Here is a 22,378-nt window from a genome sequence, read left to right as displayed (position 1 = left end):
CCCTCCACGCTACGGATCTGGGCCGCGCTCAGGGAGGGACTGGCGGTACACCGAATTGCTGCGGCCTTCATGCGTGGTTCTCGTGACCGCTGCCGCGCGCCCCGGCGACCGTCAGGCGCGCGGAGCGCTCGTCGATCTCGGCGACCTCCTCCGCCGTCAGGACGACGCCCGCGGCGGCGTTGTTCTCCGTCACCCGCTCGGGCCGGCGGCTGCCGGGGATCGGCACGATGCCCGGGCCCTTGGCCAGCAGCCAGGCCAGGGCGATCTGCCCGGGCGTGACCTGTTTCCGTGCGGCGACCTCGACCACCAGGTCGGCCACCGGCTGGTTGGCCGCCAGCGCCTCCGGGGTGAACCGCGGGAACCGCGAGCGGATGTCGTTGGCCGCGAAGGTCTCGCCGCGGCCCACGGTGCCGGTGAGGAATCCCTGTCCCAGCGGCGACCACGGAACCAGCCCGATACCCAGCTCCACGCAGACGGGCAGCACCTCCGCCTCGACGTCGCGGGCCCAGATCGAGTACTCGTTCTGCACCGCGGCCACCGGCAGCACGGCATGCGCCCGGCGGATCGTCGCGGCGCTGGCCTCCGACAGCCCGAAGTGCACGACCTTTCCCTCGGCCACGAGCTCCTGGACGGTCCCGGCGACCTCCTCGATCGGCACCTGCGGATCGACCCGATGCTGGTAGTACAGGTCGATCCGGTCGGTCCGCAGCCGCTGCAGCGACCCTTCGACCGCGCGGCGGATGTTCTCCGGCCGGCTGTCCAGCCCCGTACGGGCGGTGCCGTCGTAGCCGAACCCGAACTTCGTGGCGATCACGACCTGGTCGCGGATCGGCTCCAGCGCCTCGCCGACCAGGGCCTCGTTGGCGAACGGGCCGTAGGCCTCGGCGGTGTCGAAGAACGTCACCCCTTGCTCGTGGGCACCGCGGATCAGGCCGATCCCGTGAGCGGTGTCGACCGGTTCACCATAGTTGGCGCTGAGGCCCATGCAGCCCAGCCCGATCGCGGAGACCTCCAGGGGCCCCAGACGACGCTTCTCCATGCGATGACCATCCTTCTTCTCTCGACTGGCCATCACGTTAGGCGCGAGCACCAGTGGGAGGGAGGGACTGCCAGTGCACCGATAGACAGTCCCCTCCTCGCATCCCTGAGCGATGGTGCTGTGGGAGCGTGATCGAGATCAGCCGAAGGTCCCTCATGGGCGCGACCGGGATCGCCGCCCTCGCGGCCCTGGCCGGCTGCGCGCCCCAGGACCAGCCCGCCAGCAGGTCGAAGCGTGGCTGCACGCGAACGGCCTGATGCAGAGCCTGTCCGCCGGGAAGGTGGAACTGGCAGTACCTTCCTTGACAGCGCCGCGGTGATGCGATGAGAGGACCGGTTCGAACACCATCGAAGGAGACCAGAGCATGAGCAGCGGACAGACCACCGGCCGCGTCGCCGTCGTCACCGGAGCATCCTCCGGGAGACGATGCTCCTCGGCCCCTTCTCCTCCGAGCAGCACGCCGACTACCGGGCCATGATCGAGACGAACCTGCTGGGCGCGATCACCGCGACCGAGGTCTTCCTCGACCAGCTCCGGGTCAAGGGAGCCGGGGATCTGGTCAACATCTCCTCTGTCGCCGGGCGCACCGCTCGAGCGACCAACGGCGTCTACGCCGCCACCACGTGGGGGATGAACGGCTGGTCGGAGTCCCTGCGCCAGGAGCTTCTGCCCAGCGTCCGTGTCTCCCTCATCGAGCCCGGTGTCGTCGACACCGAGCTGCCCACCCACATCACCCAAGAGGCCACACGCGAGGCCGTGCAGAAGGGCTATGACGCCGCCACCGTCAAGCCCGAAGAGGTCGCCGAGGTGATCGCTTTCGTCCTCGCGCGGCCGCGCCACCTGGCCATCAACGAGGTCCTCCTGCGCCCCGCCGATCAGCTCGGCTGACCCCGGGCCTCGCCACCAACCGCACCCCCTCTCCTCCAACCCCGCCTCGGAGCACCCTCGACCGTGACCTCGCGCCTTCTCGTGCCCTCTTCTGCCCTGCTGTGGGGCCTCCATTCCTCTCTGCTGAGCCCGGCGCTGGCGATCATCCTCGCCACGCTCTATGACGCGTCCACCGCTGACATCGGCTGGACCCTCGCCGTCTACAACGCCGGCGGCTTCGTCGCCTCCCTGGCCATCCCTGCCTGGGCCGACAGGCGCCGCTCCTACCTGCAGGTCATGCTCGGCTGCGGCGCGCTGACCATCGCCCTGGCCTGCGTCCTCGCAGCGGTCACCTCGCTGCCGCTGGCGACGACCGCTCTGGTCGTGCTCGGGGGCCCCGCCGGGCTCGGCAGCACCATGCTCTTCGCCCACCTCCGCGACGCCGGCGCGAGCACCTCCAGCATCGTCAACATCCGCGCCATCATCTCCGTCGCATGGATGGGAGGACCGCCGCTTGCGACCGGCATCTCCCACCTCACGCTGGTGGCCGTCGGCGCCATCGCCGGCATCGTCTACTACCTCGGGCTCGCCGCGGTCACCGGGCCCATCCTCCTGCTCGCCCTGCAGCTGCTGAACGCCGTCAGCTTCGCCGCGATCTCCCGCATCGGACTCGCCCTGTTCCAGGACCTCATCCCCGGTGCAGGGCTGTCCACAGGGCTCTACATGAACACCCGGCGCGTCGGCTCCATCGTCTCCGGCCCGATCATCGCCCTCGGCGCGCTCCCCCTCCTCGGACAGCGCGGCATCTTCCTCGCCTGCGCGGTCCTCACCGTCGCCGGGCTCGGGCTCGTCCACGCCGCACGGAAGGCCGCCAGGAACGCTGTTCCCGGACCAGCGACCGCCGAGGACGTGCACGCGGCCTGAAGCCATCGACCACGGGCCGATCCGTCAGGTCCGGTCGGCTGATCTGCCTTCACGGATGATGCTGGTCGACGCCTGGCTCAATCGAGCAGCGGGAACCCTTCGAGGATCTGCTGGAGGCGCATGACCTGCCGCGGGACGAACTCCGCGATGGTGAGGGCGACGACGTCTGCGGTGCGGCTGGCGTCGGTGACCACGCGCCGGGCCTGGGCACTCGTCAGCCCGCCCACATCGGCGCCGAGCCCGAGGCGGACCTCGTCCGCGTCGACGGTGTCGACGTCGAAGTGGATCGCGACCCTGGAGGCCCCGGTCCTGCGCAGCCAGTCCAGCACCGGCGCGCTGTTCTCGCGCAGGGCGTCGGGGCCGAGGACCGTCAGCCCCCATTCCTCGGCGATCGCCGGATACGAGTCGTCCGTCCAGTCGTGCATCCCGACCAGAGCGATCCGCTCCGCCGGCACCGTCGCGGGCAGGAGCTCGAGCACATCAGGGTCACCGCGCCCGGTCAGCGCCGCGACCACCATGGCGTGGTGTCCCGGGTACGAGGACTCCGGGGTGCCCATGTCCGGGTGGGAGTCGATCCACAGGACCGCGAGGTCGCCGCCGTAGGCCTCGGCCAGTGCCGAGAACGGGGCAAGGCTGACCGAGCACTCCCCGCCCAGCGTGGTGATGCGCTCCGGCCGGTGCTCGCGGATGAGGCGAAGGGCCGCTCCGAGCTGCCTCAGCACAGCCGCCTTCGCCTCGACGCCGTCGCGCTCCTCGAGACCGGCGTCGCTCATGTCGACCGGGACGACTGCGGTCGGACCGTCATGCTCAGGCAGCACGGCCTGCAGGACCCTCGACCCGACCGCGTAGCCGCGCCGGGCGACGTCGAAGGGGAGCTCCGGCGCGAGCTCGCGCACACTCGAGGTCCCTGCCCCCTGCCACTGAGGCCACACCAGCCGGAGGTGGCGCTCGCTCCTCTCGTCGCCCATCGTCGACCCTCCTTCATGAGAAGCACACCGGTCTTCCATGCTCTCACCCGTCGCCCTTCAGCGATCCCATGAACGTGCAGCGACCCTTGGGACTGTTCTCCATCTTCGGCCCACGATCTCGTGCCGCACGGCGACGGGTCCGTGACCGACGGCTCCCTCGACCACGGGACCCCGCGTATCGCGGACGAACGGGAGGTCGAGCCCGTGCTCGCCCCGACGCTCGCCTGACGCAGCAGCGGTCCTGGCCGCGGCGAGGACGGTCGCCTCACCCGCGACGGAGGGCCAGCAGGCGAGGATGCTGCCGACATCGCATCGTCGCTGCACCTACGAGAGCAGCTGGGGTCCCGAGGCCGCGCCCGTTCGTGCGCAGACCATGAGGAGCGTCCCGTCCGGGTCCCGGAACTGCACGAACGCGACGCTTCCGATGTCGACGACATCCGAGGCGAGCTCGACGTCCAGTTCTCGAAGATGCGTCACGACCGCGTCGAGGTCGTCGGCCCACCAGAAGAACCGGGGTGGGCCATCGGGCGTGTACGGCGCATTCGCGTCCAGCGCCAGGCGGGGGCCGCTGTCCATGGGGATCTCGACGATGCTGTCCCCGTGCGAGGGTTCAGAGACCTCCGCGTCGAGGAGGCGGCCGTACCAGGCGGCAGCGCGGCGGATGTCGCGAACAGGGATGAAGACCTGGCCGATCTCACGGCGGATGGGAGCAGTCATCGGGCGATCCTACGGCGGGGGCGCTCGTGCACCCGCCTCCCGACCTGCCGAGATCGAGCGGTCCGGCCCGGCCCTGCTCATCTGGATCCGGCCGACCGAGGCGGTCATCGAGGTCCCCGTCGCCTGCATGCGCGGCTCGGATCCCGTCCATGGCCCGATGCCGACGCGCCAGGAGGACGTGAACTCACACCAAGCTTCCGCTGCCCGGGGGTGAACAGCCGGAACAGGACCTGCCGGACCGCGGCCCGGCAGGCACGTCCCCGAATGCGACGTGGGCGTGAGGCTGTGTGTCGTTGGCCGGTGAAACGCCGAACAACCAGCCAGGACGCACGCTCGCCCGAGCACAACCCGGAACCGAGGAGACCAGACATGACCCTGAACCATGTCTTCACCGGCAAGGTCGCTCAGGTCACCGGTGCCGGCGCCGGGATGGGCCTGCCCGCCGCCCAGGCCTTCGCCGCCGCGGGCGCATCGACCCCCTCCTCGACACGAACGCCGACGCAGCACGGGCCGCGGCCGACGAGCTGGTCACAGCCCCTCAACAGCTCCTCCAACGCCGGGCCGGAGCCCGGCCCGACCCGCTCGGCCCACGTCGCGGCCAAGCACGCCGTCACCGCCCTCGCGACGTCCGCGGCGCTCGGTGAGGGCCACCACGGCATCCGGGTCAACGCCGTCTGCCCGAGCATCATCCAGGCCCCGATGGTCGAGCGCATGGTTGCCGCCGGGGAGCTCGACAAGGACGCGATGGCGCAGGGCACGGCGATCGGTCGCATCGGACTCGCCTCCGAGGTCACCGATGCCGTGCTGTGGCTGAGCAGACCCGCCCCCGCCTCCGTCACCGGCGTCGCACTCCCCGTCGACGGCGGGCTCGCCGCCGGCTGACGCGGCCGCGCCGCACGTAGCTCGGGGCAGGGCCCGACGAGCCGTGGTCTGACAGGCCCTGGCTCGTGCCGGGCACAGGACCTAGCGTCGAGGAGAAGGAGCTTCCTGCGAGAGGAAGACCCCCTAGCAGAGCACAGAACACGAGAGATGGAAGACACCCCGATGACGAACTCCCCCGCCTACGACTTCACCGGCAAGGTCGCGCTCGTGACCGGAGCCGCCTCCGGCATGGGCCTGGCGGCTGCCCGCGGCTTCGCGCGGAACGGAGCCGCGGTCGCGCTCCTGGACCGCAGCGCCGACGAGGTCCGCAAGGCCGCGCAGGACCTCGGTGACGCCGGCCACCAGGCGATCGGCATCGCCTGCGACGTCACCGACGAGAACCAGGTCGCCGCGGCCCTCGACCGGGTCGCCTCGACCTTCGGCCGCCTCGACATGGCCTTCAACAACGCCGGCATCCAGGCCCCGCCGTCGGACGCCGCCGAGGAGACCGCGGAGAACTTCGACCACGTCAACGCCGTGAACCTCCGCGGAATCTGGGCCGCGCAGAAGCACGAGCTGCGCCACATGCGCGCCCAGGGCTCCGGCGCGATCGTGAACAACTCCTCGCTCGGCGGCCTCGTCGGCCTCCCCGAACGCGCCGCCTACCACGCCTCCAAGCACGGCGTGATCGGTCTGACCAAGTCCGCCGCCGTCGAGTACGCACCCCGCGGGATCCGCATCAACGCGATCTGCCCCGGCGTGATCGAGACGCCGATGGTCGCGGGGATGCTCGAGGGCCAGGCCGAGGCCATGGCCGCGATCATGCAGGACCAGCCCATCGGCCGCCTCGGCACCGCCGAGGAGATCGCCGCCGCGGTCCTGTGGCTGTGCAGCGACGCGTCGAGCTTCGTCCTCGGCGTGGCCCTGCCGGTCGACGGCGGATTCACCACCCACTGACGCCACCACGGCACCGAAGGAGCCCGGTTCGCATGGACGGTCGGTCACAGATCAGCAGCTTCCTCACCTCCCGGCGGGCCCGGCTCTCCCCGGAGGACGCTGGCGTGCCCCTCCACGGCGGGGCGCGCCGGGTTCCGGGCCTGCGCCGCGAGGAGGTCGCGCACCTCGCCGGCGTCAGCGCCGACTACTACGCCCGCCTCGAACGCGGCAGGATCTCCGGTGCGTCCCGCGAGGTCCTCGAGGCCGTGGCCCGTGCCCTGCAGCTCGACGAGGACGAGCGGCGGCACCTCTTCGACCTGGTGAAGATCACCCAGCGCCGAGCCCCGCGGAGGAAGACCTCGACCCGCAGGACCGTGCGACCCGGGATCCAGCAGGTCCTCGACTCCATCGAGGCCCCTGCCCTGGTGCAGAACGCCCGGCTGGACCGCCTCGCCTTCAACAAGATCGGGCGCGCGCTGCACTCGCTGCCGACCGACGGGTCCGGGGATCAGTACAACTACGCGACCTGGCTGTTTCTCGACCCCGCCGCGATGCGCTTCCACCGCGACGCCGACATCGCCAAGCACGACGTCGTCGCCATGCTCCGCGCCGCATCCGCGCAGGACCCCTATGACCGCGAGCTCATCGAGATCGTCGGCACCCTCACCACGCAGAGCGAGGAGTTCAGCACCCTGTGGAACACCCACGACGTACTCCGGCACCGCTCTGGAGCCAAGCTGCTCACGCATCCCGAAGTCGGTGACCTCGAGTTCGGCTACGAGTCCCTCGAGCTGTCCGCCGAACCGGGTCTCGTCATGCTCGTCTTCACCATCGAGGCAGGCTCCCGCACCGCGGAGGCCATGCGACTGCTCGCCAGCCTGACGGCCCCAGCGCCCCGCGCAGGGAGAACACCATCGGAACAGATCGACGAAGGACGACGACCATGACCATCCTCCACGAGACCTACGCCCTGTCGAACGGCGTCGAGATCCCCAAGCTGGGGCTCGGCACCTGGTTCATCGACGACGACAAAGCCGCCGACGCCGTGCGCGCGGCCGTCGAGATCGGCTACCGCAACATCGACACCGCCCGGGCCTACGGCAACGAGCGCGGCGTCGGCGAAGGCGTGCGCACCGCGGCCGTGCCGCGCGACGAGCTGTTCGTCGCCACCAAGCTCGCCGCCGAGGCCAAGGACTACGACAGCGCCGTCGCCTCGATCGAGCAGTCCCTCGAGGTGATGGGGCTCGACCGCCTCGACCTGATGCTCATCCACGCGCCGCAGCCGTGGGACGACTTCCGCGGCGGCGACTACGCCGACGGTAACCGCGAGGCCTGGCGGGCGCTCGAGGAAGCGCACCGAGCGGGCAAGATCCGCGCCATCGGGGTCTCCAACTTCCTCCAGGCCGACCTGGAGAGCCTGCTGGAGACCGCGGAGATCGTCCCGCACGTGAACCAGCTGCTCGTGCACGCCGGCAACACCCCGTCCGAGCTGCTGGCCTACTGCCAGGACAAGGGCATCCTCGTCGAGGCGTACTCGCCGATCGCCCACGGCGCGATCCTGCACAACTCGGAGGTCCAGGCGATGGCCGAGCGCTACGGAGTATCCGTGCCGCAGCTGTGCATCCGGTACACCCTGCAGCTGAGCACCGTCTCGCTGCCGAAGACCGCGAATCCAGGCCACATGCGCGCCAACGCCGAGGTCGACTTCGAGATCACCGAGGCGGACATGGCCGCGCTGCGGGACCTGCGCGCCCAGGACTACGGCGAACACGCCGTGTTCCCCGTCTTCAGCGGCAAGTGACCGGCCTCTGAAATCCATCGAGAAGCGGCTCGCGAAGGCTCTCGCAATCAGCGATTCCGAGAGCCTTCGCGTTCGAGTGAAAGGACCCACGACATGCCCGCATGGACACCTGAGCAGGTCGAGGCGATCGCCTCCACCGACGACTTCCACATCGCCCCCTACCGCGCCGACGGCGCGACGCCCGGCACCCTCACCTGGATCTGCTCCGTCGTCGTCGACGGCTCCGTCTACGTATGCGCCTACAACGGCGTGAGCGGGCGCTGGTACCGATCCGCCCTCGCACAGCGCGCCGGAAAGATCACCGCCGCAGACGAAGAGCACGAGGTCTCGTTCGCCCCGATCGACGACCAGGAGCTGAACGACCGCATCGACCGGGCCTACGAGGCCAAGTACGCGGGAAGCGCCTACCTGCCTCCCATGGTCGCCGAGCGCACCCGTGCGGCCACCGTGCGCGTTGACCCGAGGTGACCACCGCGATCGCCAGTACCCCTTGCAGAGAGATGGAGAACACGATGACTCAGACGATGAAGGCCCTGATCGGCACGGCCGGCCCGAAGTGGGAACTCGCAGAGGTTCCCCGCCCGGCAGCAGGACCGGGAGAGATCCTGGTCCACGTCCAGGCAGCGGCCACCAACGAGGTCGACCGCCTGCAGCTGCGCGATGACGGCACCGCCGGGCAAGTGGCGGGCTACGAGTTCGTCGGACGCGTCGCCGCCCTCGGCGAAGGCGTCACCGCCTGGCAGACCGAGGACGCGGTAATGGGCACAGCGCCCAGAGCCTTCGCCGAGTACGTCGTCGTCGACGCCGGCCACGTCATCGCCGTCCCCGCCGGCTTGGACCCGGCCATCGCGGCCGCCGTGCCGGTCGGCCTCTCCGCCGAGCTCGGCGCTCTGCGCAAGGCCGGGTTCGCCGCGGGCGACACGGTGCTCATCACGGGCGCGTCCACGGGCATCGGCCTGCTCGGCGCGCAGCTGGCCAAGGCGCTCGGTGCCGCCGCTGTGCTCGGCACGACCCGCTCACCGGGCAAGCGGGACCTCCTCGCCGCGGCCGGCGTCGACACCGTCATCGTCACCGGCCAGGACGATCTCGCCGAGACCGTCCTGGCGGCCACCGGCGGCGAAGGCGTCGACCTGGTCCTCGACCACGTCGCCGGCCAGACGTTCGCTGACTGCCTGCCGCTGACCCGGCGGGACGGACGGGTCGTGAACATCGGACGGCTCGACGGCCCCGCGGCCACGATCGACATCGACGCCCTGTCTTACCGCAACCTCACCGTCTACGGCGTCTCCTTCAGTGCGAGCCGCCCCGACGAGCTCGGGACGATCCTGGCCGCGCTCGAGGAAGAGGCCGTCCCCGCCGTGCTCGACGGCCGAATCCGACCCGTCATCGACCGGACCGCGGACTGGGAAGAGCACGCGGTTGCCGCGGCGCGCCTCGTCAGCTGCGACGCGCGCGGCAAGCTCGTCCTCGCCATTGACGCGTGATCGCCGCAAGCGAGTTCATAGTTGGCGGCCGTGAGCGGAACAAGCTCGCGCAGTGCTCAAGCTCGGTATACGTTGACGTACTGTCTGTCGAGGCAGCGCCACGATCGAGGTCGGCGTGCGAGTGGCGGCTCAGACTAGCGTTTTCGCTGGCAGACCGGGCAGAAGTGGCTCGACCGGTTCATGAACTTCTCCCGCACGATCGGCGTCCCGCAGCGCTTGCAAGGGCGGCCAGCGAGCCCATAGACAGCTCGAAAGAGGCCTGCTGAACCCTGCGTCCCACGATAGATACATTGAAAAACGGTGAGTCCGATAGGGCGGTGTTTCCGCTGGTCAGAGGCCGCTTCGCGGTGAGATGACGTGCGAAGGACGTGCGCTGCCTACGCACCAGAGTCCGACCTCAAGACTTCAACATGCCAACGCCCCGGTCGAAGGGAGAATCGGGCATCCACGACCGTGCGCACAGGACGCCGCCGCCATCGAAGTTGGGCACTACATCGCCTACGACTCAGTCCCGATCTCTCCTTCCCTTCTTCTCCTGGCGTCTTGTTCGAGCAGGTGGTCCGTGAAGACCTTGGCGATGAACGTCGTCTGTTCGCGCGTTAGCGGCGGCGCGGCCGCGCGGATCTTCTGGACGTACTCGGCGTGCGCGGTCAGGCCGAACGCTCGGTCCAGGTCGGAGACCCGGATCAGCGTCTTGATGACCGGGCGTCCGTCGCGTCCGTCCAACTTCTCGGTACGGGCGGAGAGCTTGCCCTGCCAGATGCGCCGCCAGATGCTCTTGATGCTGCAGTCGTGACGCTGTGCCGCGGCTTCGACGTCGAGCCATTCGTCCTCGGCCATCGGGCCTCCTCCGGATCGCTGGGGCGTCCAGGGAAGTACCCTCAAGCTGGGATGTTCCCGAGCGTCCCGACTGGGCGGCTGCTGCGCCGCTGCAGGAGCTGGTCAGAGGAGCGAGTTCGTAGGTAGCCGGCGGATGCCTCGCTATCGTCAGAGCCATCATGATCAGCCCGAGGCCGCGAGGCGCGGGCTGATTTTCGTTCACTCAGCCCAGGGCGGCTCCATCGGCCGTCACGCAGCGCTCCCTCTCCAGCACCTTCTTGTAGGCGAACTCCGTAGATTGATCGCCTCGGTCCGAATCGTGCTGGCTCGGACCGCGGGCCGGTAGGACGATGCTGCATCGCGCACCAAGGCGGGAGCTGAGCTCCCGGGGGTAACGAACCGGCCACGGATCGCGGCGACCGGCGAACCTCGGCTCTTTCGCCGTGTTACCAACAGTCATGACTGCTGCTGTCGCGACGAAGCGGATGACGCTGTACCGGATGCTCGAGGGCACGACTCTCGATACCGCCCTGACCAAGGCCAGACGAGAGCCGAGCGAGCGCTACTCCTCGAGGAGCCTTTCCATCGAAGGGCGTGCTGCCCGTCTGGTGTCAGGTGCTGCCCAGAGCAAGGCCAAGTGGTCATCGGATGTGAAGGCTCTCACCGGCGAGAACGTCGTGCTCCAGAACGAATCGCCCGGGGCTGTTCTTCTGATCCAGGTGACCAACGATGCCGTCTGGGCCCTGACCTGGGGCACCGGGTTCCACTTCCTGGACACCGAGCAGATCGACTTCGGATTCGGAGCGGGGATCGTCGCTCGCTCGGCCCTGCCGGCCGAGGTGAAGTCCCTGACGAAGACCATCCTCGACCACAGGGCCCGCGTGGACCGGAGCTCGATGCCTAACGGCAGCACCATCCGGGACCTGGGCGTTGACGGGTACGGGGAAGTCGTCAGCAGGATTGAGGCCAAGGCCTCAATCCCCGAGCTCGCCGCAGGAGACAGGACCATCCAGCTTCGAGCTGCGGATTCGCTGAACCTGCCGCTCGCGAAGTCACCCGCAGGGCTCGTCGCCGACCTCGAAGCGCTGGACGAGCTGTCTCAGAAGAACGTGCTCCCAGGACTCGAGAGCCTCGAACAGCTCACCGCGCTCAAGCCGCGCGACAGCAGAGTGCCAGCGCTCGAGGCAAAATTAGCCCAGGCGCTGCGCAAGCGGGACACCAGTCGCCTCGGGGTGTCATGGCCCCATGAACGCCTCGACAGCTATGGTCCTTCCAGCAGCGTCAGGATCGTGGGGGTAGGCGATGGCCAACGCCGAGTGCTCGAATACGTCCCGGACATCGACTACTTCGTCGACCTTCTGACCGCCGTGGATCCCGAGCTGATGCTGGACCGCGTGAAGAAGATCAAGATCGAGCTGCACGGCGACGCAGATCCAGATGGCGGCAGCACGCTCGTCGCCGCGCCGGTCGCGCTGCGTCGCTGGCTGGCCTTCGAAGTGGAGGACGGGAGTCAGAGGTACTGCCTGCACGACGGCAACTGGTACCGGATGGACGACCGCTATCTCGCCCGCATCGACGACCGGGTGCGAGAGATCCTCGCCGAACCGGCGTCGATAACGCTCCCGGACTGGGGAGACGAGCCCGAGAAGGACTACAACGAGCACGCTGCGGAGATGCTGTCCGGGTACTGCATGGACAGGAAACTGATCAGGACTCCCCTGCACTCCCGGGGCGGCATCGAGCCCTGCGACGTCTTCGTCCCTCCAGGGACCCTGATCCATGTGAAGCGCGGACGACGATCCTCGGACCTCAGCTACCTGATCGCGCAGGGCCTCGTCTCCGCGGACGCGCTCGCCCGAGACGAGAACGCCCGGACAGCGTGGGGCGACCGCGTGAAGGAGGAGAGCTCCGGCGCGATCGACGACGCAGAGCTGAACGAAGTCATCCTGGCGATCGGGAGCACGAAGCCGATCACCGTCGACACGCTGTTCACGTTCACCAAGGTCAACCTCGTGAAGCAGGTCGACGCTCTCCGCTTCCTGCGCGTGCATGTCGCTGTGGCGACGATCCGATCCCCGGAGTCGGCTCCATGACCCCTTCGAACATCGACGTGATCATCGGCACCGGCAGGGTGCCGATCAGCCACGAGGTCTTCACCGCGTTGCTGGAGAACTCGGTCGTCCATGGACGCGCCCCGTACAGAAAAGCCCTGAAGGCCTCGTCCATCCATTACTCCGAGCTCGTGGCTCTTGCCAGGAAGGCAGAGATCCCGCACCCTCTGTTCTTTGCGCCCCCGGAGCTCGTGCAGGAGCAGATCCGAAAGAAGAACGAGAAGCTGTTGCAGGGCGTCGCGCCTTCGACCTTCACCGTCAGCACCCGGACAGCGGTGGAACTACGCGACGTAGAGCTGATCGTGAAGGACCTCCTCCGGAAGCAGAACCTGGCGAGGAAGCACGCGCCAGGACTCCAGAGGAACAGGATCCTGGGCCTTCTGCGCCAGCCGCGGCGGACCGTGCGAGAGGACGCAGAGGCGCTCCTCGACGCGATCGGCCTCGACCGGCGCGAGATCCGCGAGTCGAAAACGAAGGAAGCGGCACTGGAACTGATCATCAGCCGCCTCGAGGAGAACCAGGTCCTCGTCTCCAGGAGCGTCCGAGGATTCATGCCCCAGCTCATCGAGGTCCGCTTCAGCGGCATGACCGTACGGGATTCGAAGGTGCCGTACATCTTCCTCGCCGGCGGCGACCACCTCGACTTCCAGGAACCGACCGGGCGACAGATCTTCACCCTCGTGCTGATGGCTGTGCTCGTCGGCAGAGGGATCTTCGAACCCGTCAGCTTCGACGCGCAGAGCATCGCCCCCGCACCCGGAAGGGAGTACGACATCGTGGGCGAGGTCCTCATGCCGGAGACGGACCTCCGCGAGATCTCTCTCCGTGACCTCGACGATCTGAAGGCCGTGTCCGACCAGTTCAAGGTCACTCCCAGCGCGATCGCCGTCAGAGCGATGCGCCTCGGACGGCTGAGTCCCGAGGAGACGCGAGGGCACCTCGACGCGCTCGAGACCGAGTTCCGGGCCATCCCCAAGAACGGGCCGCGCCACGGACCGAAACCGGTCAACGCCATCCGCAAGTACAGCGGTCGCTTCCTCGCTTCGAGCATGCTGCGCGCCGTCGACCAGGGGCGGTTGTCGCCAGGGGACTTCTGCCGTGTCGTCTGCCTGAACCGCATCCGACCGCACGACCTCGACGAACTCAGAGCGGCGCTTCGATGAACGACGAGAAGTACCTCCTCGACAACAACACTCTCTCGCACATGACGCGGCAGCAGATCGCCAGCGAGTTCTTCCTCGAACAGTGCCGGATCCCCACCGAAGTGCTCTACGAAGCCAGGCAGCACCCGGAGGCCGCGGCCTTCAATGACATCGAATACCCGACCACCCCGGGTGTCCTCCAGCAGTTGGCACACGTCATGGAGTCCGTGGCGGTCGACGACACCTCCCTCGTCGACCTCTACGCCAACAAGGGAGCAGCGGACCCCCTACTCGTCGCATGTGCGCTCGACGGGACCGTCGACGAAGCGCGCTACCTCTGGGGGACGATCTGGGTAGTCGTGTCCAACGACAAGGCGGTCCGCGCCGCAGCAAGGGCCAATAACCTCGAGTCGTTGACCCGCGAAGAGTTCTTCGCCAAGACCGAGGAGGACTGGATGCGCTGAGTCGCGCAATAGACAGAAGACATTGAGATCCGCGTTACAAAGCACGGGTGCATCAGGGCGGGCGAGCGTGGAAATCCAGATGCGCGCAGCGGGAACCGAACTCGGACGGACGCAGCACCCCCAGTCGGGAGCCGGGGACGCGCCCGGAGAAGACTGTCGCCCCGGGAGTCCGAGCCGAAGAGGCTCGAATGGTCACCGGGGCGCCACGGCTCCGAGACTAGAGGATCCGGGGCCGTGCCCTCAGGCTCGATCCCGACCTCGGACATCTGCGGCACCAGTGCCGCGGTGCTCTCCCACCAGCCGATCGAGCCGTGCCAGACAATTCGTCCGCTCGGCATGCCCAGCACAGTACGTCGTCGGAGACCGCAACCCCTGAGATGTCGGCGCCCATTCCTAATCCTTCAGCACGCGGGCTCAGCTGCCGCCGGACGGCCGTCCTCGAGTCGTCTGACACCAGGAACTCAGAGACGAGGCAGCGACATGACGACGCCAAAGGGCCGCCCAGCCGGGCTGCACCCGGCACTCTCCATACTGCAAGGATCCGCCCTGCTCCAGGAGGCCGAGTCCGTGCGCAACCTGATGCGCGACTCCGTCCGGGCGATCCGGGACATGCGGTTCGTGAGCGCCCACGGCGACGCGGTGTTCACGCTGGGGAGCATCGGCACCGAGAAGGCGATGAAGGTACTGCTCGGGTGCGCGGCCGTCGAGGACGAAGGCAGGTGGCCGACGAAGCAGGAGCTCAAGGACTGGGGCCACGACGTCGAGGAGCTCAGCGCACGCCTGCTTTCCGCGATCGACGCTGGCCTGGGGCGGACAACTGCCAAGGGGTACTCCGCACAGCTCGCGGCGCGCATCCGGCAGAGCACGGTCCTGCCGCTACTCTTCGCGGCGTTCGCCCGGTACGGGCGGTCCGGGCGCTTCCACCACCTCGACATCCTCGCGACGGACGAGCCCGGGAAGCTCGACGAGCCCTCCGACTACTGGGACCGCATCGAGCGGCACATCAGGGAGACCCGGCCTGAGTTCGACGTGGTCCCCTACGGCGACAACGCCGCGTTCGAGGACTACCAGAAGAGAATCCGTGGCTTCATCGCGGACGAGCTGGACGCCTGGTGGTTCTGCGTCCATCGGCTCGGTGCCCAGCGCTGCTTCGGGGAGCTGGGGAGGACGATCAGCGGAGAGATCTGGGAGCAGGGGCGGCCCACACCGAGCGCGGTGAAGGCCTAGCCGATACCCGCAGGCAGCTGGACTTCCCGCTAGGTTCGACCGGGTGCTGCGAGATCGGCCGCACCAACGGCGCCGGCCAGGTTCCCGAGTCGGCCTCTTGTGAGCTGCGGCCGTGATCGCGGCGGCGTGATGGCCTGTCTGGCGTATCGGGTGTGGACGGCGTCGAAGAAGGCCGGGTCCGTGCCAAGCCCGCCGCCGAGGACGACGGTCGAGGGGTCGAGCACCGCGGAGACGACCTCGAGTCCGTCGACGAAGTGAGCGGCGACGGTGTCGAGGAGGTCTCTGGCCACCGGGTCGTCGGCATGGGTCGCGAGGACCCGGTGGGAGGTGTCTTCCCGCCCGAAGCCCCGGTCTCGGGCTGCCCTCCTGAGCGCGGACCCGCTGGAGTAGCGTTCCCAGCAGCCCCGTGATCCGCAGGAGCAGGGCTCGCCTCCGGGGGACAAGAGGGAGGTGGCCGATCTCCGCGCCGGCCCCCGTCGCGCCGACCAGGAGCTTGCCGTCGACGACGATGCCTCCTCCGATGCCGGTGCCGACGGTGATCACGGCGAAGGAGCTGCCGGTCGTGTGTCCGCCGAACCGGTACTCGGCCCAGGCAGCCGCGTTCGCGTCATTCAAGACTTTCAGCGACGCCGCTCCAGGCAGGGCGGGCGCGACAAGGGCACGGAGGTCGACGTGGCTCCATCCGATGTTCGGTTCCGAAACGACGGTGCCCGTGCTCGGTTCGACGCTCCCCGGCACCGCGATCCCGACGCCGTCCAGCTGGTGCTTCGTTGCGGCCTCGTCGGCGAGGGCCCAGATCTGAGCGACGACGGAGGATCCCTGGCCTGCGGTGGGCACGACCTCCTGCTCGATCACGCTCCCGTCGCGGTCGATGACGGCGGCTGCGATCTTCGTCCGGCCAACGTCGAGCCCGAGCCTGGGCCTCACGCGCCGCGTCCTTCCTGGTCCGTCGGAACCAGCCGTCTGCCAGCAACGTCGGTGCACAGGAATCGACGGCGTGGCCAGGGCTGCAGCCTGGAAGCAGGCCCGGGAACAAGGCCTGTCAGCACAATGTTCAGCACGGGCTCTCTCCGTTCCGCTCGATCGCTTCGCGGGCCCGAGCGGCGGTCGATCGCGCGATATCGGCGCTGAGTCCGGAGTACTGCGACGGATCGAGCCAGCGCTCGAGCTCTTCGGGAGTGGCGAGCTCGGCGACGCGCGGGTCGGCGCGCAGGGCGTCGTCGAACGGCCTCCCGTCGTCCTGGCTCCGCTCGGCGATCTCATGGACGAGGTGATGAGCGCGCTGGCGACCGGTCTTCCCCGCGAGTCCGAGCATGAGCGCTTCCGCGACGATGAGCCCGCGGGAGATCTCGAGGTTGCGGGTCATGGCTTCGGTTCGCACCTCCAGCCCCTCGAGCACTTCGGCGACAAGGGTGAGTCCGCGCCCTGTACCCATGATCGCCTGCTCGACGGCTCGCTCGACGATGACAGACCGGGCTCCCTCGACCTCGTGCGAATGCTGCACGCCCTGCAGCGCGAGCGGCACGAGCGCCATGACCTGGGATGCGACGATCGTGATCTCGCCGCACTTTCCGGGATTGCGCTTCTGCGGCATCGTCGAGCTCCCGACCTGGCCGGCGAAGGTCGGTTCGGCGAGCTCGTCGAACTCGTCGGACATCAGCAGCGCAATCTCGTCGCCGATCGCCGTGAGGGAGGCGCAGAGCAGTGCGAGGATGCCGACGTACTCGGCGAATGGATCCTGGAGCGATCGGTTCGGCACCGGCATCGGTCGCAACCCCAGTCGCGCGGCGAACTCGTCCTGCACCGCGGGACCGATCGGGCCCATGCTGGCGAACGTGCCGACGGCTCCTCCGGCCATCGCGGTGAACAGCCGCTTCTCGCACTCGGCCATCCGCTCCTTCGAGCGCAGCAGGGCGTCGATCCAGGCCGAGACCTTGTAGCCGAAGGTGATCGGCAGCGCTTGCCTCCAGTGGGTGCGGCCGGCCATCGTCGTCTCCGCGTGTTCCTCGGCGAGACTAGCGAGCGCTGCGAGCACGCGGCCCAGTCGCGCCAGGAGCTCGACGTGGGCATCGCGGACAGCGAGTACGTGCGCCGTCTGCTCGACGTTCTGCGTCGTGGCACCCCAGTGCACCCACCCGCCGTGCTCATCCCCCACCGCGTCGCTGAGCGCCAGCACGAGGCCCATCATGGTGTGCCCGGTCTCGCTCTGGCGTCTGGTGACCTCGTCGATGTCGACGCTGCCGAGGTTGGCGCACGCCTCGATGCGGTCAGCGGCCTGGGCGGGGATCACGCCATGGGCGGCCTGGGCGCGGCTCAGAGCCGCTTCGACGGCGAGCCACCGCTCCAGGGTGGCCCGCCTCGTGAAAAGTTCAGGCAGGTCGATGTGCGTCGGGGCGGGGGTGGCGCTCATGCGCGGCTCCTCCAAGAGTGGTTCTCGGGCGGGGTCCTGCCCGGGGCGCATTTCGGACGCGCCCCGGGCAGACGGAATGTGCAGCACGACGGCCGTTCAGAGCCAGTCGGTAGATCCCGGGCAGGTCAGGGGGCGATCCAGACCGTGGTCTCTGCCGGGAGCGTCGAATCGATCGGGCCGCTCGCGAGGACGATGCGCTCCTTCGGCAGCGGAACCTCCGCGTTGCCGAAGTTGGTGACGACCTCCCACCCGTTCGGGCGGCGGAAGTGCAGGATGTCGGGGTCGCCCGTTTCGACCCATTCGAGCGTCTCGCCGGCCTGCAGCTCACGGCGCAGCTCGAGGGCCCGCCGGTACATGTTCAGCGTCGAGCCCGGGTCGCGGTCCTCCGCCGCCACCGAATGCTCCGCGTACCAGGAAGGCTGCGGGAGATGTGTCCCGCCAGGACCGAACCCGAGAGAGGGGCCGTCGCTACTCCAGGGCAGCGGCACGCGGCATCCGTCGCGGCCTACCTCGACGCCCTTGTTGCGGAAGAAGGCCGGGTCCTGGCGCGCCTCGTCCGGGATCTCGCCGACCTCGTGCAGCCCGAGCTCCTCGCCCTGGTAGAGGTAGGCCGATCCGGGCAGCCCGAGCTCGAGGAGCGTCGCGGCGCGGGCCCGTCGCAGTCCCCGATCGCGGTCGAGCTCGTCCTCCGGCGCGCCGTGGAGCAGCCAGGCCTTCGCCTTGCCCGGGGTGCTCATGATGGCCGTGCCATCAGCCTTCTCCACGGTGCCGAGGAGGCCGTAGCGGGTCGCGTGGCGGACGACGTCGTGGTTGGAGAACACCCATGTCGTCGAGGAGCCGGACGCAGCGGCGAGGTCCAGGTTGTCGCGGATGATGTCCCTGAACTGCTGGGCGTCGAAGTCCGCCTGGAGCAGGTCGAAGTTGAACGCCTGACCGAGGCCGTCGGCGCTGGCGTAGCGGGGCCGGCGATCTCTGGCGACCCAGGCCTCGGCGACAGCGATGCGGGGCGGCGTGTACTCGTCGAACACGCGACGCCACTCGGAATAGATGTCGTGCACCTCGTCGCGGTCCCAGAGCGGGTGCGCGCCGGGCTCGCCGCTCTTCTGGATCTCGGCCATCTCAGCCTTTGAGGGGAGCACGTCCTCGAGCTTCTTCGCCAGCCCGTGGGCGACGTCGACGCGGAAGCCGTCGACGCCGCGGTCGGACCAGAAGCGAAGGGTCGTCAGGAAGTCCTCGCGCACCTCGGGGTTGTCCCAGTTGAAGTCCGGCTGCTCCGTGGCGAACATGTGGAGGTACCACTGGCCGTCCTCGACCTGCGTCCAAGTGGACCCGCCGAAGATCGAGGTCCAGTCCGACGGCGGAAGCTCGCCGTTCTCGCCCATCCCGTCGCGGAAGATGTAACGGTCGCGGGCTGGGGAGCCCTTCGGCGACCTCAGGGCCTCCTGGAACCAGATGTGACGATCAGAGGAGTGGTTGGGCACGAGGTCGACGATGAGGCGGATGCCGGCGCAGTGCAGCGCTTCGACCATCTCATCGAACTCCTCGAGCGTGCCGATCTTCGGGTCGACGCCCCGGTAGTCGTCGACGTCGTAGCCGCCGTCCGCGAGGGCGGACGGGTAGAAGGGGCTGAGCCAGACGGCGTCGATCCCGAGGTTCTGCAGGTACGGGACGCGGGAGATGATCCCGCGCAGGTCGCCGACTCCGTCGCCGTTCGCGTCGGCGAAGGAGCGGGGGTAGATCTGGTAGACGGCGGCCTGCCGCCACCAGTTCGCGTCGTCGACGAGCAGGGTCTCAGCGGTCTCAGTGAGCGTCATCATTCATTCCTTGTCATACGTTGCTGAGGGGTCTGGAGTTCTGGGGTGTGCTGGAGAGTTCTGGGTGTCGCGCTGTCGGGGCCGCATCGGTGGGCCGGGTCGGCTCAGGCGCTCGGTGCTGCATCCTTTCGTGCGTCGGCCAGATGGTCGGTCCGATGCAGGCCCATGCCAGGCAGCCGTCCGAAGGCGTGCACCGCCACGACGACTCCGAAGATCGGCGCGGACAGGCCGAACGTCATGAGGATCCCCGGCCAGGTCCACCACACCCACGCAGTCGCCAGGAGCAGGGTCGCGATCGCGACCGTGCACACCGGGCGGACCACCACCAGGCGGAGCGAGACGCGGACGATCCAGCCCGCCGTCCCGGCGAGGTGCGCGCGCACGACCCAGGAGACCGCCGCGAACACGCCGTAGGCGACGCCCGCGACCAGGAGGAGGCCGGAGACGGCGATCCCGGTGATGCCTGTGTCGTTCCAGTTGACGACGTAGTACTCCCAGGCCAGGAACAGCCCGACGACCAGCTGCGGCCAGCCGAAGGCGTTCGCCGGTCCCAGATCGTCGCTCCAGGCGCGGTGGAAGACGGTCCAGGTCTGCGCCATGCTCCAGGAGCGATCCTCCGCGAGCACCCAGGTGCGGAAGGTCGAGGTCGTGGCCGCGACCGACGGGAAGAATCCGGCGAGGACCGCGCCCAGGACCATATGGACGAGGAACGCGATCTGGACCACGAAGATCATCAGGACGACGCGGGCGAACCGCTCGTAGCCGAGCGCGATGCCTGTCATGAGCGGGTCAGCCCTTCACCGCGCCGATCATCGCGCCCTTGTTGAAGTAGCGCTGCAGGAGCGGGTAGAGCACGAGCAGCGGGAGGGTCGAGACGATGATGACGCCGAACTTGATCTGGTCCGCGAACTCCTGGGCCGCGCCGGCGGAGACGCCCGCCGACGTGGATCCGCCCTGCTGCGTCTGGTTGGCCAGGAGGATCTGCTGCAGCACATTCTGCAACGGCTGGAGCTCCTGGGATCGAATGTAGATCAGGCCCGTGAAGAAGTTGTTCCAGTGCCCGACGAAGTAGTAGAGACCGATCACCGCGATGATCGCGCCCGACAGCGGCAGAGCGATCTTGAAGAAGTACCCGAAATACGACAGGCCATCGAGCTGAGCGGCCTCGCGAAGCTCCTCCGGGATCGAGTTCTCGAAGAATGTGCGCGCGATGATCATATTGAACACGGAGAACGCGCCGGGGATCAGGAACACCCAGATCGTGTCCAGCATGCCCAGGGACTTGATCAGCAGGAAGCTGGGGATCAGCCCACCGCCGAAGAACATCGTGAACGCGAACAAGAACATGATGATCCGGCGCGGGCGGAACTCCGGCCGAGACATCGCGAACGCCGCAGGCAGCGTCACGGCGAGGTTGATCGCCGTGCCCGCGAACGCGTACAGGAGTGTGTTGCGGTACCCGGTCCAGATCCGCGAGTCGCTGAGGATCAGCCCGTACCCGTCGAAGCTGAAGCCGACAGGGAGGAAGGTGACCTGACCGCCGGCGACGGCTTTCGGATCCGAGACGGAGGAGATGACGATCCACCACAGCGGATAGATCACCGCCGCCAGCACGAGCGCGATCATGATCCCGATCGCGACGTCCACCGCCCAGTCGGCCGGGGTGCGCTTCTGGACCCGTCGACGACGGCTCCTCGGGACGCCGAGCACGGCGACGTCGTCGAGCTTGGGGGCCGGGGACCCCCCGGGGATTCTCGTGTTGCTCATGGTCGGCTGCTCCTAGAAGATGCTGGTGTTGCTGGCCTTCTTGGCGATCTGGTTCGCCAAGATGAGGAAGGCGAAGTTGACCAGCGCGTTGAACAGGCCGATGGCTGTGGCGTAGGAGAAATGGTTCCCCAGGATGCCGATCCGGTAGGTGTAGGTGGAGATCACCTCGGCCGCAGTGATGTTGAGGTTGTTCTGCATCAGGAAGACCTTCTCGAAGCCGACGCCGAGCACACTGCCCATGTTCAGGATGAGCAGGATCCCAGCGGTGGGCAGGAGCGCGGGGATGTCGACGTGGCGGATGAGCTCGAGGCGCCCTGCTCCGTCGATCTTCGCCGCCTCGTAGAGCGAGACATCGATAGCGGACAGCGCGGCGAGGTAGATGATGCAGTTCCACCCGGTGTGCTGCCAGATGTCGGAGATCCAGTAGATGTGGACGAACGCGCCGGGGTCCCCCATCAGGTTGTCCTCCCCGAGCATCCTGCCGAGCGCGCCGCTCCCCGGAGTGAGGAAGATCTGGATGATCGAGACCATCACCACGATCGAGATGAAGTGCGGCATGTAGGTGATGGTCTGCGTGAGGCCCTTCAGCCGAGGGCTTGCGATCTGGTTGATCAGCAGGGCCAGCATGATGGGGGCGATGAATCCCATGACCAGCGTCCAGAAGCTGATCCAGACCGTGTTGGTCATGATCTGACCGAACAGCGGGTTGGCGAAGAACTGCTCGAAGTACTTGAACCCCACCCATTCGCCGCCGGTGAGCCCCTTGGTGGGGTCGAACTCCCGGAAGGCGAGCTGGATCCCATACATCGGGATGTAGGAGAAGACGACGATGCACGCCATCGCCGGGGCCACCATGACCCACAGCTGCCAGTAGCGGCCGACGTGCCGCGCAAGCCGCCGCGCAGGGCCCGGGCCGCGCGGATCGTGGTCGCGGGCGACCGCGGAGACCACGACGGCCTCCTGCTCGACCTGGCTCATCGAGGTCCCGGATGCGAACGTGTCCGACATGATTCTGCTTTCCTGAGAG

24 protein-coding genes and 1 pseudogene are annotated in these 22,378 nt (G+C 68.4%); 13 read left to right on the top strand and 12 right to left on the bottom strand.

The annotated features are described in order from the left end of the window. Positions 1 to 67 precede the first annotated feature (67 nt). Positions 68 to 1,039, bottom strand: a complete 972-nt coding sequence (locus ACFFF6_RS14650) for an aldo/keto reductase (protein ID WP_376982012.1) — start codon at positions 1,037 to 1,039, stop codon at positions 68 to 70. A gap of 53 nt (positions 1,040 to 1,092) precedes the next feature. Between ACFFF6_RS14650 and ACFFF6_RS14645 the strand changes: the two genes are divergently transcribed. From ACFFF6_RS14645 to ACFFF6_RS14635, 3 genes are all read left to right on the top strand, one after another. Then, complete coding sequence (locus ACFFF6_RS14645; RefSeq protein WP_376982010.1) at positions 1,093 to 1,296, top strand: twin-arginine translocation signal domain-containing protein; 204 nt, start codon at positions 1,093 to 1,095, stop codon at positions 1,294 to 1,296. Between the two features lie 169 nt (positions 1,297 to 1,465). Next, positions 1,466 to 1,927: an SDR family oxidoreductase gene (locus tag ACFFF6_RS14640; RefSeq protein ID WP_376982008.1), complete on the top strand. Its 462-nt coding sequence runs from the start codon at positions 1,466 to 1,468 to the stop codon at positions 1,925 to 1,927. A gap of 81 nt (positions 1,928 to 2,008) precedes the next feature. Further along, the gene (locus ACFFF6_RS14635) at positions 2,009 to 2,830 is read left to right on the top strand and encodes an MFS transporter (RefSeq protein WP_376982006.1); all 822 of its coding nucleotides are present in this window, start codon (positions 2,009 to 2,011) and stop codon (positions 2,828 to 2,830) included. Between the two features lie 77 nt (positions 2,831 to 2,907). Here the strand turns inward: ACFFF6_RS14635 and ACFFF6_RS14630 are convergent, their stop codons facing one another. Further along, positions 2,908 to 3,798 (bottom strand): arginase family protein, encoded by an 891-nt coding sequence (locus ACFFF6_RS14630; protein ID WP_376982004.1) that lies wholly within the window; start codon positions 3,796 to 3,798, stop codon positions 2,908 to 2,910. 324 nt (positions 3,799 to 4,122) lie between these two features. Further along, the gene (locus ACFFF6_RS14625) at positions 4,123 to 4,515 is read right to left on the bottom strand and encodes a VOC family protein (protein WP_376982002.1); all 393 of its coding nucleotides are present in this window, start codon (positions 4,513 to 4,515) and stop codon (positions 4,123 to 4,125) included. Between the two features lie 369 nt (positions 4,516 to 4,884). Between ACFFF6_RS14625 and ACFFF6_RS14620 the strand changes: the two genes are divergently transcribed. From ACFFF6_RS14620 to ACFFF6_RS14595, 6 genes are all read left to right on the top strand, one after another. Next, on the top strand, positions 4,885 to 5,397 hold the full coding sequence (locus tag ACFFF6_RS14620; protein WP_376982000.1) for an SDR family NAD(P)-dependent oxidoreductase: 513 nt from the start codon (positions 4,885 to 4,887) through the stop codon (positions 5,395 to 5,397). A gap of 162 nt (positions 5,398 to 5,559) precedes the next feature. Continuing rightward, positions 5,560 to 6,333 (top strand): SDR family NAD(P)-dependent oxidoreductase, encoded by a 774-nt coding sequence (locus ACFFF6_RS14615; RefSeq protein ID WP_376981998.1) that lies wholly within the window; start codon positions 5,560 to 5,562, stop codon positions 6,331 to 6,333. 32 nt (positions 6,334 to 6,365) lie between these two features. Then, the gene (locus tag ACFFF6_RS14610; protein WP_376981996.1) at positions 6,366 to 7,259 is read left to right on the top strand and encodes a helix-turn-helix transcriptional regulator; all 894 of its coding nucleotides are present in this window, start codon (positions 6,366 to 6,368) and stop codon (positions 7,257 to 7,259) included. Then, positions 7,256 to 8,113, top strand: a complete 858-nt coding sequence (locus tag ACFFF6_RS14605) for an aldo/keto reductase (RefSeq protein WP_376981994.1) — start codon at positions 7,256 to 7,258, stop codon at positions 8,111 to 8,113. Before ACFFF6_RS14610 ends, ACFFF6_RS14605 begins: the two co-directional genes overlap by 4 nt. Before the next feature lie 93 nt (positions 8,114 to 8,206). Continuing rightward, entirely contained in the window at positions 8,207 to 8,581 is a 375-nt protein-coding gene (locus ACFFF6_RS14600) for a DUF2255 family protein (protein ID WP_376981992.1), read from the top strand. Beyond that, the gene (locus ACFFF6_RS14595) at positions 8,578 to 9,597 is read left to right on the top strand and encodes a quinone oxidoreductase family protein (protein ID WP_376981991.1); all 1,020 of its coding nucleotides are present in this window, start codon (positions 8,578 to 8,580) and stop codon (positions 9,595 to 9,597) included. The genes ACFFF6_RS14600 and ACFFF6_RS14595 overlap by 4 nt, the downstream gene beginning before the upstream one ends. 134 nt (positions 9,598 to 9,731) lie before the next feature. Here ACFFF6_RS14595 and ACFFF6_RS14590 read toward each other — a convergent pair whose 3' ends face one another. Beyond that, positions 9,732 to 9,884: a zinc finger domain-containing protein gene (locus ACFFF6_RS14590; protein ID WP_376982085.1), complete on the bottom strand. Its 153-nt coding sequence runs from the start codon at positions 9,882 to 9,884 to the stop codon at positions 9,732 to 9,734. A gap of 211 nt (positions 9,885 to 10,095) precedes the next feature. Then, entirely contained in the window at positions 10,096 to 10,437 is a 342-nt protein-coding gene (locus ACFFF6_RS14585) for a hypothetical protein (protein WP_376981989.1), read from the bottom strand. Positions 10,438 to 10,874: 437 nt separating this feature from the next. On the opposite strand from ACFFF6_RS14585, the gene ACFFF6_RS14580 reads away from it, so the two are divergent. The 4 genes from ACFFF6_RS14580 to ACFFF6_RS14565 all read left to right on the top strand — a co-directional run bounded on the left by ACFFF6_RS14580 (position 10,875) and on the right by ACFFF6_RS14565 (position 15,360). Then, positions 10,875 to 12,509, top strand: a complete 1,635-nt coding sequence (locus ACFFF6_RS14580) for a DUF6119 family protein (protein ID WP_376981987.1) — start codon at positions 10,875 to 10,877, stop codon at positions 12,507 to 12,509. Then, positions 12,506 to 13,690, top strand: coding sequence for a hypothetical protein (locus ACFFF6_RS14575; RefSeq protein ID WP_376981985.1), 1,185 nt, complete (start codon positions 12,506 to 12,508; stop codon positions 13,688 to 13,690). The genes ACFFF6_RS14580 and ACFFF6_RS14575 overlap by 4 nt, the downstream gene beginning before the upstream one ends. Continuing rightward, on the top strand, positions 13,687 to 14,133 hold the full coding sequence (locus tag ACFFF6_RS14570; protein ID WP_376981983.1) for a hypothetical protein: 447 nt from the start codon (positions 13,687 to 13,689) through the stop codon (positions 14,131 to 14,133). The genes ACFFF6_RS14575 and ACFFF6_RS14570 overlap by 4 nt, the downstream gene beginning before the upstream one ends. 567 nt (positions 14,134 to 14,700) lie before the next feature. Further along, on the top strand, positions 14,701 to 15,360 hold the full coding sequence (locus ACFFF6_RS14565) for a hypothetical protein (RefSeq protein WP_376981981.1): 660 nt from the start codon (positions 14,701 to 14,703) through the stop codon (positions 15,358 to 15,360). Positions 15,361 to 15,389: 29 nt separating this feature from the next. Here ACFFF6_RS14565 and ACFFF6_RS14560 read toward each other — a convergent pair whose 3' ends face one another. From ACFFF6_RS14560 to ACFFF6_RS14530, 7 genes and pseudogenes are all read right to left on the bottom strand, one after another. Further along, positions 15,390 to 15,803, bottom strand: a complete 414-nt coding sequence (locus tag ACFFF6_RS14560; RefSeq protein WP_376981979.1) for an ROK family protein — start codon at positions 15,801 to 15,803, stop codon at positions 15,390 to 15,392. A 13-nt stretch (positions 15,804 to 15,816) separates the two neighbouring features. Then, positions 15,817 to 16,287: pseudogene (locus ACFFF6_RS14555) on the bottom strand (ROK family protein); the annotation flags it as partial. 127 nt (positions 16,288 to 16,414) lie between these two features. Beyond that, complete coding sequence (locus ACFFF6_RS14550) at positions 16,415 to 17,857, bottom strand: class-II fumarase/aspartase family protein (protein ID WP_376981977.1); 1,443 nt, start codon at positions 17,855 to 17,857, stop codon at positions 16,415 to 16,417. Positions 17,858 to 17,895: 38 nt separating this feature from the next. Continuing rightward, entirely contained in the window at positions 17,896 to 19,584 is a 1,689-nt protein-coding gene (locus ACFFF6_RS14545) for a glycoside hydrolase family 13 protein (protein ID WP_376981975.1), read from the bottom strand. Between the two features lie 104 nt (positions 19,585 to 19,688). Further along, complete coding sequence (locus tag ACFFF6_RS14540) at positions 19,689 to 20,366, bottom strand: YesL family protein (protein ID WP_376981973.1); 678 nt, start codon at positions 20,364 to 20,366, stop codon at positions 19,689 to 19,691. Positions 20,367 to 20,373: 7 nt separating this feature from the next. Then, positions 20,374 to 21,351 (bottom strand): carbohydrate ABC transporter permease, encoded by a 978-nt coding sequence (locus ACFFF6_RS14535; RefSeq protein ID WP_376981971.1) that lies wholly within the window; start codon positions 21,349 to 21,351, stop codon positions 20,374 to 20,376. A gap of 12 nt (positions 21,352 to 21,363) precedes the next feature. Further along, the gene (locus ACFFF6_RS14530; protein WP_376981969.1) at positions 21,364 to 22,359 is read right to left on the bottom strand and encodes an ABC transporter permease; all 996 of its coding nucleotides are present in this window, start codon (positions 22,357 to 22,359) and stop codon (positions 21,364 to 21,366) included. Positions 22,360 to 22,378: the final 19 nt, after the last annotated feature.

This window comes from Brachybacterium hainanense, from assembly GCF_042434575.1.
Classification (GTDB): domain Bacteria; phylum Actinomycetota; class Actinomycetes; order Actinomycetales; family Dermabacteraceae; genus Brachybacterium; species Brachybacterium hainanense.
This window is presented reverse-complemented; position numbering and strand designations above follow the sequence as displayed.

What these genes read in the sequence shown, in the direction of transcription:
- ACFFF6_RS14650 (WP_376982012.1), bottom strand. Translation starts at nt 1,039, where the DNA reads ATGGAGAAGCGTCGTCTGGGGCCCCTGGAGGTCTCCGCGATCGGGCTG.
- ACFFF6_RS14640 (WP_376982008.1), top strand. Translation starts at nt 1,466, where the DNA reads ATGCTCCTCGGCCCCTTCTCCTCCGAGCAGCACGCCGACTACCGGGCC.
- ACFFF6_RS14630 (WP_376982004.1), bottom strand. Translation starts at nt 3,798, where the DNA reads ATGGGCGACGAGAGGAGCGAGCGCCACCTCCGGCTGGTGTGGCCTCAG.
- ACFFF6_RS14625 (WP_376982002.1), bottom strand. Translation starts at nt 4,515, where the DNA reads ATGACTGCTCCCATCCGCCGTGAGATCGGCCAGGTCTTCATCCCTGTT.
- ACFFF6_RS14620 (WP_376982000.1), top strand. Translation starts at nt 4,885, where the DNA reads ATGACCCTGAACCATGTCTTCACCGGCAAGGTCGCTCAGGTCACCGGT.
- ACFFF6_RS14615 (WP_376981998.1), top strand. Translation starts at nt 5,560, where the DNA reads ATGACGAACTCCCCCGCCTACGACTTCACCGGCAAGGTCGCGCTCGTG.
- ACFFF6_RS14610 (WP_376981996.1), top strand. Translation starts at nt 6,366, where the DNA reads ATGGACGGTCGGTCACAGATCAGCAGCTTCCTCACCTCCCGGCGGGCC.
- ACFFF6_RS14605 (WP_376981994.1), top strand. Translation starts at nt 7,256, where the DNA reads ATGACCATCCTCCACGAGACCTACGCCCTGTCGAACGGCGTCGAGATC.
- ACFFF6_RS14600 (WP_376981992.1), top strand. Translation starts at nt 8,207, where the DNA reads ATGCCCGCATGGACACCTGAGCAGGTCGAGGCGATCGCCTCCACCGAC.
- ACFFF6_RS14585 (WP_376981989.1), bottom strand. Translation starts at nt 10,437, where the DNA reads ATGGCCGAGGACGAATGGCTCGACGTCGAAGCCGCGGCACAGCGTCAC.
- ACFFF6_RS14580 (WP_376981987.1), top strand. Translation starts at nt 10,875, where the DNA reads ATGACTGCTGCTGTCGCGACGAAGCGGATGACGCTGTACCGGATGCTC.
- ACFFF6_RS14575 (WP_376981985.1), top strand. Translation starts at nt 12,506, where the DNA reads ATGACCCCTTCGAACATCGACGTGATCATCGGCACCGGCAGGGTGCCG.
- ACFFF6_RS14570 (WP_376981983.1), top strand. Translation starts at nt 13,687, where the DNA reads ATGAACGACGAGAAGTACCTCCTCGACAACAACACTCTCTCGCACATG.
- ACFFF6_RS14545 (WP_376981975.1), bottom strand. Translation starts at nt 19,584, where the DNA reads ATGACGCTCACTGAGACCGCTGAGACCCTGCTCGTCGACGACGCGAAC.
- ACFFF6_RS14540 (WP_376981973.1), bottom strand. Translation starts at nt 20,366, where the DNA reads ATGACAGGCATCGCGCTCGGCTACGAGCGGTTCGCCCGCGTCGTCCTG.
- ACFFF6_RS14535 (WP_376981971.1), bottom strand. Translation starts at nt 21,351, where the DNA reads ATGAGCAACACGAGAATCCCCGGGGGGTCCCCGGCCCCCAAGCTCGAC.
- ACFFF6_RS14530 (WP_376981969.1), bottom strand. Translation starts at nt 22,359, where the DNA reads ATGTCGGACACGTTCGCATCCGGGACCTCGATGAGCCAGGTCGAGCAG.